Consider the following 12,821-nt stretch of genomic DNA (forward strand, 5'->3'; position numbering starts at 1 on the left):
TACCGGGCAGGCGAACGGGTTCCGCGGGCCGGCCGCGCGCCGGAGCGGCGGGAGCCGCCCCGACGCGAAAGGCCGGTGAGGGCGCCCCGTCCCCACGGAGCCCTCACCGGCCGGTCCTTCGGCGCGGCCGACGCGTCAGACGCGGGCCGGCTCGCGGTGCGCGTCCGGTTCCTTGCCACCGGAACCGGTGGCGCGGCCGAGGCCCTCGCCCTCCACGTCCATGTTCGGCAGGGCGCGGTCCAGCCACCCCGGCAGCCACCAGGCCTTGCGGCCGAGCAGGGCGAGCACCGCCGGGACGATGGCCATCCGGACGACGAACGCGTCGAAGAAGACCGCGATCGCGAGGCCGAAGCCGATCATCTTGATCATCGACTCGCTGGAGCCGATGAAGCCGGAGAAGACGGCGATCATGATGACGGCGGCAGCCGTGACCACCCGTGCGCCGTGCCGGAAGCCGGTGACGACGGCCTGGCTCGGCTTCTCGCCGTGCACGTACGCCTCGCGCATCCGGGTCACGAGGAACACCTCGTAGTCCATGGCCAGTCCGAAGACCACGCCCACCATGAAGATCGGCATCATCGACATGATCGGGCCGGTCTGCTCCACGCCCAGCAGGCCGGACAGCCAGCCCCACTGGAAGACCGCGACCACGGCGCCCAGCGCCGCCATCACGCTCAGCAGGAAGCCGAGCGCCGCCTTCAGCGGGACCAGGATCGAGCGGAACACCATGATCAGCAGAAGGAAGGCGAGACCCACCACCAGCACCAGGTACGGGACCAGGGCGTCGTTCAGCTTCTGCGAGAAGTCGATGTTCATCGCCGTCGAGCCGGTGACCAGCACCGTCGCGTCGGTGTCGCCCTTGATCTCGGCGCCCGCGTCACGGATGCCGTGCACCAGGTCCTCGGTGGTGACCGAGGACGGCTTGGAGTCCGGGATCACGGTGATCGTCGCGGTGTCGCCGGCCTTGTTGTACGTCGCCGGAGTGACCGTGACGACGTCCTTGAGGCCCTTGATCTCGTCGCTCACCCGGGAGACGGCCGCCTTCGGGGAGTCGCTGGCCTCCGCGTCGACGACGACCATCAGCGGTCCGTTGAAGCCGGGGCCGAAGCCCTCCGACAGCAGGTCGTAGGCGCGGCGCTGGGTCGTCGACACCGGCTGCGAGCCGTCGTCTCCGAGGCCCAGTTCGAGGGAGGCCGCCGGGACGGCCGCCGCGCCGAGGCCGAGCACGCCCAGCAGGAGCACGGCCATCGGCCGCCGTACGACGAAGCTCGCCCAGCGGGCGCCCATGTTGGGCCGGCCGGGCCGCGCGGCCGCCTTGCGTGCGGCGCGGGCGCCGCCCAGCAGCCGGCTCTTCATCCCGGCGGGCTGCACCTTGCGTCCGGCGTAGCCGAGCAGCGCGGGGATCAGGGACAGCGCGATCAGGACCGCGATGGCGACCGTGCCGGCCGCGGCGACGCCCATCTTGGTGAGCATCGGGATGTTGACGACCGACAGGCCGACCAGCGCGATGACCACCGTCAGGCCCGCGAAGACCACCGCGGAGCCCGCCGTGCCGACGGCCCGTCCGGCCGCCTCCTCGCGTTCGCGGCCCTCGGCCAGTTCGGCCCGGTAGCGGGAGACGATGAACAGCGCGTAGTCGATGCCGACCGCGAGGCCGATCATCATGGCGAGGGTGGAGGTGGTCGTGCCCAGGTCGAGCGCGTTCGCCAGGGCCGTGATGGTCGAGACGCCGATGCCGACGCCGATCAGGGCGGTCAGCAGGGGCAGTCCGGCCGCGATCAGCGAGCCGAAGGTGATGACCAGGACCACCGCGGCGATCGCGATGCCGATGACCTCCGTGGAGCCGGTCTCGGGCGTCGCGGTCAGCGCGTCACCGCCGATCTCGACGGTCAGCCCGGAGTCCCGCGCGTCCTGCGCCGCCTCGTTCAGGGCGTCCTTGGACGCGTCCTTCAGCTCCATGCCGGAGACGTCGTACTTCACGGACGCGTAGGCGATCGTGCCGTCCTTGCTGACCGCGTGGGTCTTGAACGGGTCGGCGACGGAGGTGACCTCGGAGCCGTCGGACAGCTCCTTCACCGTCGCGCGGACGACGGCCTTGTTGGCGGCGTCCGTCATCTTCTCGCCGTCCGGCGCCTTGAAGACGACCCGCGCGGTGGCGCCGTCGGCGCTCATCCCGGGGAAGCGCTGTTCCAGCAGGTCGAAGGCCTTCTGCGCCTCGGTGCCGGGGATGGAGAACGAGGTGCTGCCGGCCGCGGGCGCGTTGGCCGCGCCGACACCGGCGAGGGTCAGCAGCGCCACCCAGATCAGGGCGACGAAATGCCGTCGCCGGAAGGCGAAACGGCCGAGTTTGTACAGGAAAGTGGCCACGAGGGCGAACTCCCGGTCAGTCGTGGGGTATTCAGGGCAGGGGTGATCAGCCCGACGACGTGAGCGGTTACGTCAGGTGGGGGCTAGCGTGGGGAAGGATCAGCCGGTGGGGACGCCGAGGGCGGGGAGGACCACGGCGTCGATGTACGAGATGAGGAAGTCCTGCGTGGGCGGCTGGTCGTCGATCAGGGCCCGGGTGGCGAACGCTCCGATGAGCATGTGCACCACGTACTCCAGCGCGGGGCAGTCGGCGCGGACCTCACCGCGGTCGACGGCCCGGCGCAGCAGCACCCGGAACTCTTCCATCTCCGGCTCCACCAGCAGTTCCCGGAAGGCCCGCAGCAGATCGGGGTTGGTGTGCACCGCCATGAACAGGCCCCGCATCAGCGCGGAGTTCTGTTCCATGGCGCAGTCGTCCTCGCGCGAGGCGATGGCGTGGAAGTCGCCCCGCAGGGATCCGGTGTCGATGTCGCCCGCGCGGCCCGGCTTGTTGTGCCGGATCGCCCTGGCGACGAGTTCCGGCTTGCCGCCCCACTGGCGGTAGAGCGTCGCCTTGCTGGACCGGGTGCGGGCGGCCACGGCGTCCATGGTGAGGGCGTCGTAGCCGACTTCCCGGAGCAGGTCGAGCACGGCCTCGTACAACTCGGCCTCGCGCTCGGGCGTGATCCGACTGCGCCGCGCGGTTGCGACCTCGGTCATGCCACTCACCACTTCCGCTCCGGCGTGCGCTTCGAACGACCTGCTCCGAACGACATTCTTCCGTACGTGGTTCCGTACCTGTTCCGTACATCGTCCTCGTACGTCGTTGTCGTACAGGACGAATGTAGCGCAGCCATCGTGCGAAACGAAACCGTTTCGTACGTGTGCTGGGTCACCCCTGGACGACAGGCACCCTTTTTTCACGAGTTGCCCGGGGCCATTCGGCGGAAAAGCATGGTGAGGTGAGCTATCTGCGTCTGCCCCATCTCAACGAAGACCTGCTGTGCTTCGTCGCCGAGGACGACCTCTGGCTGACCTCGCTCGACGGGCCCGGCCGCGCCTGGCGTCTCACCGTCGACCGCACCAAGGTCGGCCACCCCCGCTTCTCCCCCGACGGCCGCGACATCGCGTACACGACCTGGCGCAGTCTCGTCCCCGAGATCCACCTCGCGCCGGTGGACGGCGGGCCCGGCCGAAGACTCACCTACTGGGGCAGCGCCGACACCCAGGTCTGCGGCTGGACCCCGGACGGCGACATCCTCGCCGTCGCCTCCCACGGCCAGCCCTTCCCCTACTTCACCTGGGCCTACAAAGTGCCCACCGACGGCGACCCCGGCGGCCGGCTGCCCTGGGGCCCGGTCTCCGACATCCAGGTCGCCGACCTCGACGGGGACCGCAAGACCCTCCTGCTGACCGGCACCCCGCCGCACGAACCGGCCGTCTGGAAGCGCTACCGCGGCGGTGCCATGGGCCGCCTGTGGCTGCACGGGAAACAGCTGGTCCCCGACATCGGCGGCCACCTCCAGTCCCCGGTGTTCGCCGACGGACGGATCGCGTTCCTCTCCGACCACGAGGGCATCGGCAACCTGTACTCCTGCGCCTACGACGGCTCCGACCTGCGCCGCCACACCGACCACGACGCCTTCTACGCCCGCAACGCCTCCAGCGACGGCACCCGCGTGGTGTACCAGTGCGCGGGCGACCTGTGGATCGTCGACGACCTGAGCCCGCGCTCCGTCCCGCGCAAGCTGGACATCCGGCTGAGCGGACCGCGGGCCGGCCGCCGCCCCTACCAGGTGCCCGCCGCCCAGCACGTGGACGGCATCTCCGTGGACGAGACCGGGCGGGCGAGCGCCGTCGTGGTGCGCGGCAGCCTGTACTGGCTGACCCACCGGGACGGCCCCGCCCGCACCATCGCCGACACCCCGGGCGTACGGGTGCGGCTGCCGGAGATGCTCGGCTCCGGCGGACAGGTCGCCTACGTGACGGACGCCGAGGGCGAGGACGCCGTCGAGATCGCCTACCTGCCCCGGGCCACCGGCGACCGCCCGCCCCGGCGCCTGGCCGCCGGGGAACTGGGCCGGGTCCTGGAGCTGGTCTCCGATCCGGAGGGCGAGCGGATCGCCATCGCCGCACACGACGGACGGCTGCTGCTGATCGACGCCACCGAGGGGTCCAACGGCGAGGTGACCGAGCTGATCCGGTCCGTCAACGGGCCGGTGCGCGACCTCGCCTTCTCCCCCGACGGCGCCTGGCTGACCTGGTCGCACCCGGGCATCGGGCGGTCGCTGCGGCAGATCAAGATGGCCCGGATCGCCCACAACGGCGGGACCGGCCTCGTCGTCGACGTCACCAACGGCCGCTTCGAGGACGAGAACCCGGTGTTCACCCGGGACGGTCGGTACCTGGCCTTCCTGTCCTGGCGCGGCTTCGACCCGGTGTACGACGTGCACACCGGCGACCTGTCCTTCCCGCTGGGCTGCCGCCCCTACCTGGTGCCGCTGTCGTCGGCGACCCCCTCCCCGTTCGCCCTGACCCCCGAGGGCCGCCCGGCGGCCGGCGGGCTGGACCCGATGGAGGACGAGGGCGGCGACGGCGCCGTGACCGTGGAGGTCGAGGGACTGGAGAGCCGGGTGACCCCGTTCCCGGTGACCGCCTCCAAGTACTCGGCGCTGTATCCGGTCGCGGGCGGCGGCCTGGTCTGGCTGCGCTGGCCGATCTCGGGCGCGCTGGGCGAGACGTTCGTGAACCCGGCCGACACCAGCGGGCGGCCCACCCTGGAGCACTTCAACATCACCAAGGCGAAGAAGTCCGAACTCGTCGATCACCTGGACTGGTTCGCGGTGAGCGGGGACGGCACCCGGCTGGTCGTGGTCGACGAGGGCGACCTGCGGGCGGTGCCGTCCGCCGAGGCCGGCGACAGCGACACCACCGTCTGGATCGACCTGCGGCGCATCCTGCACGAGGTCGACCCGCCCGCCGAGTGGCGCCAGGCCTACGACGAGGCCGGCCGGATCATCCGCGCCTACTTCTGGGACCCGGGGATGTGCGGCATCGACTGGGACGGGGTGCTGGAGCAGTACCGGCCGCTGGTCGAACGGGTCGCCTCCCCGGACGAGTTCGCCGATCTGCTGCGCGAGGTGCTGGGCGAACTCGGCACCTCGCACGCGTATGTCACCCCCTCGCGCCGCAACGAGGGCCCACCGCACTACCAGCGCCGGCAGGGCCTGCTGGGCGCCAACCTGGTGTGCCGGGACGGCGGCTGGATGGTCAAACGGATCCTGCCCGGCGACTCCTCCGACTCCAAGGCCCGCTCCCCGCTGGCCGGCACCGGCATCCGCGAGGGAGCCGTCCTCACCCATGTGGACGGGCGGCCGGTGGATCCGGTGACCGGCCCGTACCCGCTGCTGGCGGGCGCGGGCGGTACCACGGTGGAGCTGACGTTCACCCCGGCGGAGGGCGAGGCCGGCCGCGCCCGGCGGGTGGCCGTGGTGCCGCTCACCGACGACCGGCCGCTGCGCTACCAGGACTGGGTGGCCAAGCGCCGGGAGGTCGTACGCGAACTGGGCGCCGGCCACTGCGGCTATCTGCACATCCCCGACATGGGCGGCTCCGGCTGGGCCCAGTTCAACCGGGACCTGCGCATGGAGGTGTCCCGGCCCGCGCTCATCGTGGACGTACGCGGCAACGCCGGCGGCCACATCAGCGAACTGGTCGTGGAGAAACTCACCCGCCGCATCCTCGGCTGGGACCTGACCCGCGACGCCCAGCCGGTGTCGTACGCCTCGAACGCCCCCAGGGGCCCGGTGGTCGCCCTCGCCGACGAGGCCACCTCCTCCGACGGCGACATGATCACGGCCGCCTTCAAACTGCTCAACCTCGGCCCGGTGGTCGGCCAGCGCACCTGGGGCGGGGTGGTCGGCATGACCGGACGCCACCAGCTGGGCGACGGCACGGTGATCACCGTGCCGATGAACGCGGCCTGGTTCGACGACTACGGCTGGTCCATCGAGAACCACGGTGTGCTGCCGGACCTGGAGGTGCTGCGCACCCCGCTGGACTGGGCGGAGGGACGGCACGCCCAGCTGGACGACGCCGTGCAACTCGCCCTGGACCTGCTGGAGACGAACCCGCCCGCGACCCCGCCGGACCGCAGCCGGGTACCGGACCGGTCCCGGCCGAAGCTGCCGCCCCGCAGCTGAGACGCGCTGCCGCCACGGAGCCGGGACACGGGAGCCGAGGCCCGGACAAGGAGCCGTGGCCGCGGCGGAGTCGAGGACGTGAGGAAGGGGTGCCCCTCGTCAGGGACACCCCTTGCTCATTCAGCTTGGTTCAGCGAGGAAGCCCGCTTCAGGCGTCGTAGTCCTGGTTGAAGCGGTCCTCCTGCTCACGGACGCTGCGCTCCGTGTCACCACGCTGCGGCTCACGACCCCGCTGCTGCTGCGACTGCTGGGCGCGCTGCTTGGCCTCGTCGGCCTTCTGCTTGCCCTTGTGCTGCATCTGCTGAGCCTGGTCCTGGAACTTGTCCTTCATACCCATGTGGGTTCACTCCCGTGGTGGGTGGGGGAAGGCCCTTGATCGGGCCTCGACCAGATTCACACGGCCGGACACGCAGCGCATGTCGATCAGTCACGGTGCGTAGCGCGGGCCTGTTCGTCGGCCGCGCCACCCGCTCCCACCAGGCCCGATCGCATCCCTTGCAACCTGGGCGCGAACCGGCGCATCTCCCGCTGCCCGACGCTCCCGATGAGCCCCGGCAGATATCCGCGCACCCCCTGCATCCCGCGCAGCCACCACTGCCCGTACACATGGGCCGACCGCCGTTCGACGCCGGCCACCAGCCGGTCCACCGCGGGACCCAGCGGGTAGGTCTTGTTCGACGGCCACGGCAGCCGCTGCCGCAGCTCGCGCATCACCTCGTCCTGGTCGGCCCCGCGCACCATGTCCGTGTCGGTCCAGGACAGATACCCCACCCCGACCCGGACACCCTGGTGGCCGACCTCGGCACGCAGACTGTGCGCGTACGCCTCCACCCCCGACTTCGACGCGCAGTACGCGGTCATCATCGGGGCGGGCGTGATGGCGGCCAGGGAGGCGATCTGGAGCAGATAGCCGCGGCTTGCCACCAGCGCCGGGAGGAAGGCGCGGGCGGTCACCGCCGAGCCGATCAGGTTGACCTCGATCACCCGCCGCCAGGCCACCGGGTCGGAGTCGGCGAACGGCCCGCCGGCGGCGACCCCGGCGTTGGCGACGACGATGTCGACCTTCCCGAACCGCTCCACGACCTCCCGCGCGACCCGCGCCATGGCCTCGTCGTCGGTCACGTCGGCGCACCAGTGGGCGCTGTCGCCGTGCAGCCGCTCCGAGACCTGCTTGAGGGCGTCCGGCTCCAGCCCCACCAGCGCCACCTTGGCGCCACGCGCGGACAGCTTGCGCGCGAGCTGCTCCCCCACGCCGCGCGCGGCTCCCGTGACGACCGCGACCTGCCCCTCGAGACCGACCCTGCTCATGCGCCCTCCTTGACCTGTACGTACGTGGAGACGAGTGCCCGGATCCGCCCGGTGACCAGCTCGGGCGCCTCGACCGGCGTCATATGGCCGAGGCCGGGGAGTTCGGTGAGGCCGACGCAGTGCGGCAGCGCGGCGGCCAGCGAGCGGGCGTGCACCGGCGGGGTCAGCCGGTCGGCGGTACCCACGACGACCTCCGTCGGCACCGACAGCTCCGTCACCCCGTGGTCGAGATCGAGCCGTTCGAGCACCTGCGACCAGGCCTGCCTGACCCGGCGCGGGCACGCGTGCACGATCCGGGCGCAGGCGTCGACCAGGTGCGGCGCCGAACCGGCGCCCATCGTGGCGTACTTGAGGATCCGCCGGGCGACCGGCGTGACCGGCCCGAGCGGTGCCCTCGACCCGAGGATGTGCCGGGTCAGCCAGGTCCGCAGCCCGCCGGCCCGGATCGGTACGACGGTCGACTCGGCGACCAGCCGTGAACTGCCGGTGCTGCACAGCAGGACGGCCGCCGTGTGCGCGCGGAACACCGGGCGGGCGGCGGCGGCCAGGACCGTCATGCCGCCCATGGAGTGCCCGGCGACCACCGCCTTCTCGCCGGGAGCGAGGGTCGCCCCCAGTACGGCTTCCAGGTCGTCGGCGAGCGCGTCGGTGCCGTAGGTCCGGCCCGCGGGACTGCGGCCGTGGCCGCGCTGGTCGTAGGCGATCACCCGGTGGTCGACCGCCAGTTCCCGCACCTGGGCGGCCCAGAACGCGGTGGAACAGGTCCAGCCGTGGGCGAGGACGACGGCCGGGGCGCCCTCGGGACCGTGCACCTCGACATGGAGTTCGGCGCCGTCGGCGGAGACGGCGGTCAGCTCGCGGGCGGGGACGGGCGGGACGTAGGTGTCCGGAGCGTGGGTGTCCCGGGCGTGGCTGTCCCGGGCGGCGGGGACGGGACGGCTCACGCGCTCGCCTCCGACTTCCGGGTGCGGCCGGACCGCACGGACTTCCCCGTGGACTCGGCGGATCCGGCGGGCTCGACGGCCTCGGCGGGTTCGACGGATGCGGCCCCTACGGGCGGGGGCGGGCCGGCCGGGGCGCGCAGCACCTCGTACTCCGCGAGGTCCACCCGCCGGGTCTCGCGCCGGAACTCGCTCGTCGTGCCCGGCCAGATGGTGGTGTTGCGCCCGCTCGCGTCCAGGTACCAGCTGGTGCAGCCACCGGTGTTCCACACCGTGCGCTTCATCCGGTCCTGCACCCGGCGGTTCCAGGCGTTCACCGCGCTCGGCCGGGCGACGAGGGCCGCGCGCCCGCCCAGCACGTCCAACTGCCGTACGTAGTCGGCCAGGTAGTTCAGCTGGGACTCGATCATGAGGATCATGGAGGAGTTGCCCAGGCCGGTGTTGGGCCCGATGATCGTCATCCAGTTGGGGAAGCCGGCCGCCGAGGCGCCGCGCAGCGACTGCATACCGCCCTTCCACGACTCGGCGAGCGTCCGCCCGTCGGCCCCGACCACCCGCTCGGCGATGGGCATGTCGGTGACGTGGAAGCCGGTGCCGAAGACGATCACGTCGGCCTCGGTCTCGGTGCCGTCGACGGCGACCAGGGTGGAGTCGCGGACCTCGCGCAGCCCGCTCGCCACCACGTCCACGTTGGGCCGGGCCAGGGCCGGGTAGTACTCGCTGGACAGCAGGATCCGCTTGCAGCCGATCCGGTAGTCGGGGGTCAGCTTGGCCCGCAGGGCCGGGTCCTTGATCGCGCGGGTCATGTTGCGCCGGGCCAGCCGCTCGACGAAACCGAGTTCGTCCGGGTGCTTGGTGAACGCCTGGACCTGCAACTCCCTTATGCCCCAGAGCAGTCCGCGGCGCAGCCGCGAGGTGAGCGGCACGGCCCGGTGCAGCGCCCGCTCGGCCCCGGTGATCGCGCGGTCCACGCGGGGCATGACCCACGCCGGGGTGCGCTGGAACAGGGTGAGCCGGGCGACCTCGGGCTGGACGGCGGGCACGATCTGGATCGCTGACGCCCCGGTGCCCACCATCGCGACCCGCTTGCCGCGCAGTTCCTGGCCGTGGTCCCAGCGGGCCGAGTGGAAGACCGCGCCGGGGAAGGAGTCCAGCCCCGGGATGTCCGGGATCCTCGGCTCGGACAGCGGCCCGGTGGCGGAGACGACGACATCGGCGCGCAGCCGCCCGCTCGTGGTCTCGATCTCCCAGTACAGCCCCTGCGGGTCCCAGGTCATCATCGTCACTTCGGAGTCGAAGCGGATGTGGGGCCGCAGGTGGAAGAGGTCCGTCACGTGCTCCAGGTAGGCACGGATGTGCTCCTGCCCGGAGAAGGTGCGCGGCCAGTCGGGGTTGGGCGCGAAGGAGAACGAGTACAGGTGGGACGGCACGTCGCAGGCGCAGCCGGGATAGCTGTTGTCCCGCCAGGTGCCGCCGACGCTGTCGGCCCGCTCCAGGACCACGAAGTCGGTGATCCCCTCGCGTCGCAGCCGCACGGCCGCCCCGAGCCCGCCGAACCCGGACCCGATCACCGCCACCCGTACATGCTCGTGCTCGTGCTCGGCCATCCCTGAGCCTCCACGCATCGCCTCGGACTACGCCAGTGAACACTGGCGCAATGGGGAGAGTAGAGCAGCGGCGTACCGATGGGTAGGGGGCGCGGGAAGGACGTCCGCACCCGTCGGCCTGCCCCGGCCGGCGCCGGCACGGCATAGGCTTCCCGCGTGGCAGAAGACGGCGCACGACGCGAGTACCGCATGGAGGAGCTGGCCAGGCTGGCCGGCATCACCGTCCGCACCCTGCGCTTCTACCGCGAACGCAAGCTCATCCCGCCGCCCCGCCGCGAGGGCCGTATCGCCTGGTACGACGACCATCACCTGGCCCGGCTGCGCACCATCTCCGCACTGCTGGACCGCGGCCACACCCTGAACGGCATCGCGGAACTCGCCGAGGCCTTCGACAACGGCCGTGACGTCGGCGAACTGCTAGGCCTCGACGCCCCCACCGAGGAGGAGCCGGTCCGCCTCACCCCCGAGGAACTCGCCGCCCGCTTCGAGGGCGAGGTCACCCCGGAGAACCTCGCCGCCGCGATGGACCTCGGCTACCTCGGCACCGACGGCGACGAGATCGTCCACATCAGCAGCCGCCTGCTGGACGTCTCCTCGGCCCTGGTCCGCGAGGGCATCCCGCTCGCGGAGGTCCTGGCCGCGGGCAAACAGGTCCGCGAACACGCGGACGCCCTCGCGGAGCTCTTCCGGTCCCTGGTCCTGCGCCACGCCCCCGAAGAAGACCTCCAGCGCCTGCGCCCCCTGGCCCGCAGCGTGGTCGAGGCGGAACTCTCCCTGGCTTTGGACCGCCGCCTGCGCAAGCAGGACTGAGCCCTGCCGGTCGGGCTCTAGAGGTTGTAGACCACGGTCACCGGCGCGTGGTCCGACCACCGCTCGGCGTGCGTGGCGGCCCGCTCGACATACCCCTTGACGGCCTTCGCCGCGAGCCCGGGCGTCGTGATCTGGTAGTCGATGCGCCATCCTGAATTGTTGTCGAAGGCCCGCCCCCGGTACGACCACCACGAGTACGGGCCCTCCGCGTCCGGGTGCAGTTCGCGTACGACGTCGACGTAGCCGCCGTCGGCCGGGTCGAGGACGTCGCCGAGCCACTCCCGCTCCTCCGGCAGGAAGCCGGAGTTCTTGGCGTTGGCCCGCCAGTTCTTCAGGTCGGCCTGCCGGTGGGCGATGTTCCAGTCGCCGCAGACGACGACCTCGCGCCCGTCGGCGGCGGCGCGCTCGCGCAGGCCCTTCAGATAGGGGAGGAACTCGTCCATGAACCGGACCTTCTCGTCCTGCCGCTCCGTGCCGACCTCGCCGGAGGGCAGATAGAGCGAGCCGACCGTGACGCCCGGCAGGTCCGCCTCGACATAGCGCCCGCTGCCGTCGAACTCGGCCGATCCGAAGCCGATCCGGACCGCGTCGGGCTCGCGCCGGGTGTAGAGGGAGACGCCCGCGCGCCCCTTGGCCGCGGCCGGAGCGTGCACGACATGCCAGCCCTCGGGAGCGCGTACCTCCTCGGGCAGCTGCTGCGGCTCGGCGCGCACCTCCTGGAGGCAGAGCACCTCGGCGGAGGTCTCCGCCAGCCACGGGACGAAGCCCTTCTTGGCGGCGGCCCGCAGTCCGTTCACATTCACCGTGGTCACCGTTAGCAAAGCACTCTCCTCGGTGTCACCGTCGGCCCGGCCAACCGGACACCTTGTCCGTGGTCACTGTCAGCACCAGGGCACGATACCGGGACACTGGACGAAGCCCCGATTTCGATTCTGCATACACGTACAGTGAGCGACATGAACATACGTCCCGTCCCGTTCGATCACCCCGACGCCGTCCGGCTCAACGACGAGGTCCAGGCCGAGTACCACGTGCGCTACGGCGACGGCGGCGACGCAACGGCCCTGGCCCCCGCCGACTTCGAGTCGCCGAACGGCGTCTACCTGATCGCGTACGACGAGACCGGCAGGCCCCTGGCCACCGGCGGCTGGCGGGCCCAGGACAAGAACGGCGAGGGCAACGAGGACGGCGACGCCGAGCTCAAGCGCATGTTCGTCGTCGCGGACGCCCGCGGCCGCGGGCTCGCCCGCCGGATGCTGGCCGCCCTGGAGGAGGACGCCCGCACGGCCGGCCGGGTCCGCATGGTGCTGGAGACCGGCGTCAAGCAGCCCGAGGCCATCGCCCTCTACTCCTCCAGCGGCTACGAGCCGTGCGTCAAGTTCGGCTTCTACCGCTTCCACGACTCGAGCCGCTGCTACGCCAAGGCGCTGTGACCGGCGGCGGGTGTGCCGGGTCACATCCGTACGACACCTTCGTGGAACACCTCAGTACGACGCGCCGAAGCCCCGGCCGGGAGACCCGGTCGGGGCTTCGGACCGCGTGGGACACCGGGGGGCCGGACCGACGCGTACAGCTTGGGGAAATGGCCAAAGCCCCGGTCGGTTTCC

10 protein-coding genes are annotated in these 12,821 nt (G+C 71.8%); 3 read left to right on the forward strand and 7 right to left on the reverse strand.

Features of this window, described 5'->3' with window-relative positions; all coding sequences use genetic code 11:
• Positions 1-135 precede the first annotated feature (135 nt).
• Together ABT085_RS11990 and ABT085_RS11995 are read right to left on the reverse strand one after the other, a co-directional pair.
• Complete coding sequence (locus tag ABT085_RS11990; RefSeq protein WP_351605012.1) at positions 136-2,367, reverse strand: MMPL family transporter; 2,232 nt, start codon at positions 2,365-2,367, stop codon at positions 136-138.
• Positions 2,368-2,466: 99 nt separating this feature from the next.
• Positions 2,467-3,066: a TetR/AcrR family transcriptional regulator gene (locus tag ABT085_RS11995; protein ID WP_351605015.1), complete on the reverse strand. Its 600-nt coding sequence runs from the start codon at positions 3,064-3,066 to the stop codon at positions 2,467-2,469.
• A gap of 242 nt (positions 3,067-3,308) precedes the next feature.
• Here ABT085_RS11995 and ABT085_RS12000 point away from each other — a divergent pair, with 242 nt between their 5' ends.
• Positions 3,309-6,548 (forward strand): S41 family peptidase, encoded by a 3,240-nt coding sequence (locus ABT085_RS12000; protein ID WP_351605018.1) that lies wholly within the window; start codon positions 3,309-3,311, stop codon positions 6,546-6,548.
• A gap of 148 nt (positions 6,549-6,696) precedes the next feature.
• Here the strand turns inward: ABT085_RS12000 and ABT085_RS12005 are convergent, their stop codons facing one another.
• The 4 genes from ABT085_RS12005 to ABT085_RS12020 form a co-directional block, all read right to left on the reverse strand.
• On the reverse strand, positions 6,697-6,885 hold the full coding sequence (locus ABT085_RS12005; RefSeq protein ID WP_351605020.1) for a hypothetical protein: 189 nt from the start codon (positions 6,883-6,885) through the stop codon (positions 6,697-6,699).
• A gap of 86 nt (positions 6,886-6,971) precedes the next feature.
• Positions 6,972-7,856: an SDR family oxidoreductase gene (locus ABT085_RS12010; RefSeq protein ID WP_351605023.1), complete on the reverse strand. Its 885-nt coding sequence runs from the start codon at positions 7,854-7,856 to the stop codon at positions 6,972-6,974.
• Positions 7,853-8,800 (reverse strand): alpha/beta fold hydrolase, encoded by a 948-nt coding sequence (locus ABT085_RS12015; protein ID WP_502982710.1) that lies wholly within the window; start codon positions 8,798-8,800, stop codon positions 7,853-7,855. The genes ABT085_RS12010 and ABT085_RS12015 overlap by 4 nt, the downstream gene beginning before the upstream one ends.
• Entirely contained in the window at positions 8,797-10,404 is a 1,608-nt protein-coding gene (locus tag ABT085_RS12020) for a flavin-containing monooxygenase (protein WP_351605026.1), read from the reverse strand. The genes ABT085_RS12015 and ABT085_RS12020 overlap by 4 nt, the downstream gene beginning before the upstream one ends.
• Positions 10,405-10,593: 189 nt before the next feature.
• Here ABT085_RS12020 and ABT085_RS12025 point away from each other — a divergent pair, with 189 nt between their 5' ends.
• Positions 10,594-11,214, forward strand: a complete 621-nt coding sequence (locus tag ABT085_RS12025; protein WP_351605042.1) for a MerR family transcriptional regulator — start codon at positions 10,594-10,596, stop codon at positions 11,212-11,214.
• A gap of 17 nt (positions 11,215-11,231) precedes the next feature.
• Here the strand turns inward: ABT085_RS12025 and ABT085_RS12030 are convergent, their stop codons facing one another.
• Positions 11,232-12,035: an exodeoxyribonuclease III gene (locus tag ABT085_RS12030; RefSeq protein ID WP_351605029.1), complete on the reverse strand. Its 804-nt coding sequence runs from the start codon at positions 12,033-12,035 to the stop codon at positions 11,232-11,234.
• Positions 12,036-12,170: 135 nt separating this feature from the next.
• Between ABT085_RS12030 and ABT085_RS12035 the strand changes: the two genes are divergently transcribed.
• Entirely contained in the window at positions 12,171-12,647 is a 477-nt protein-coding gene (locus ABT085_RS12035; RefSeq protein ID WP_351605032.1) for a GNAT family N-acetyltransferase, read from the forward strand.
• Positions 12,648-12,821: the final 174 nt, after the last annotated feature.

Origin of the sequence: Streptomyces sp. NPDC002265, from assembly GCF_040296125.1 — a bacterium.
GTDB lineage: Bacteria > Actinomycetota > Actinomycetes > Streptomycetales > Streptomycetaceae > Streptomyces.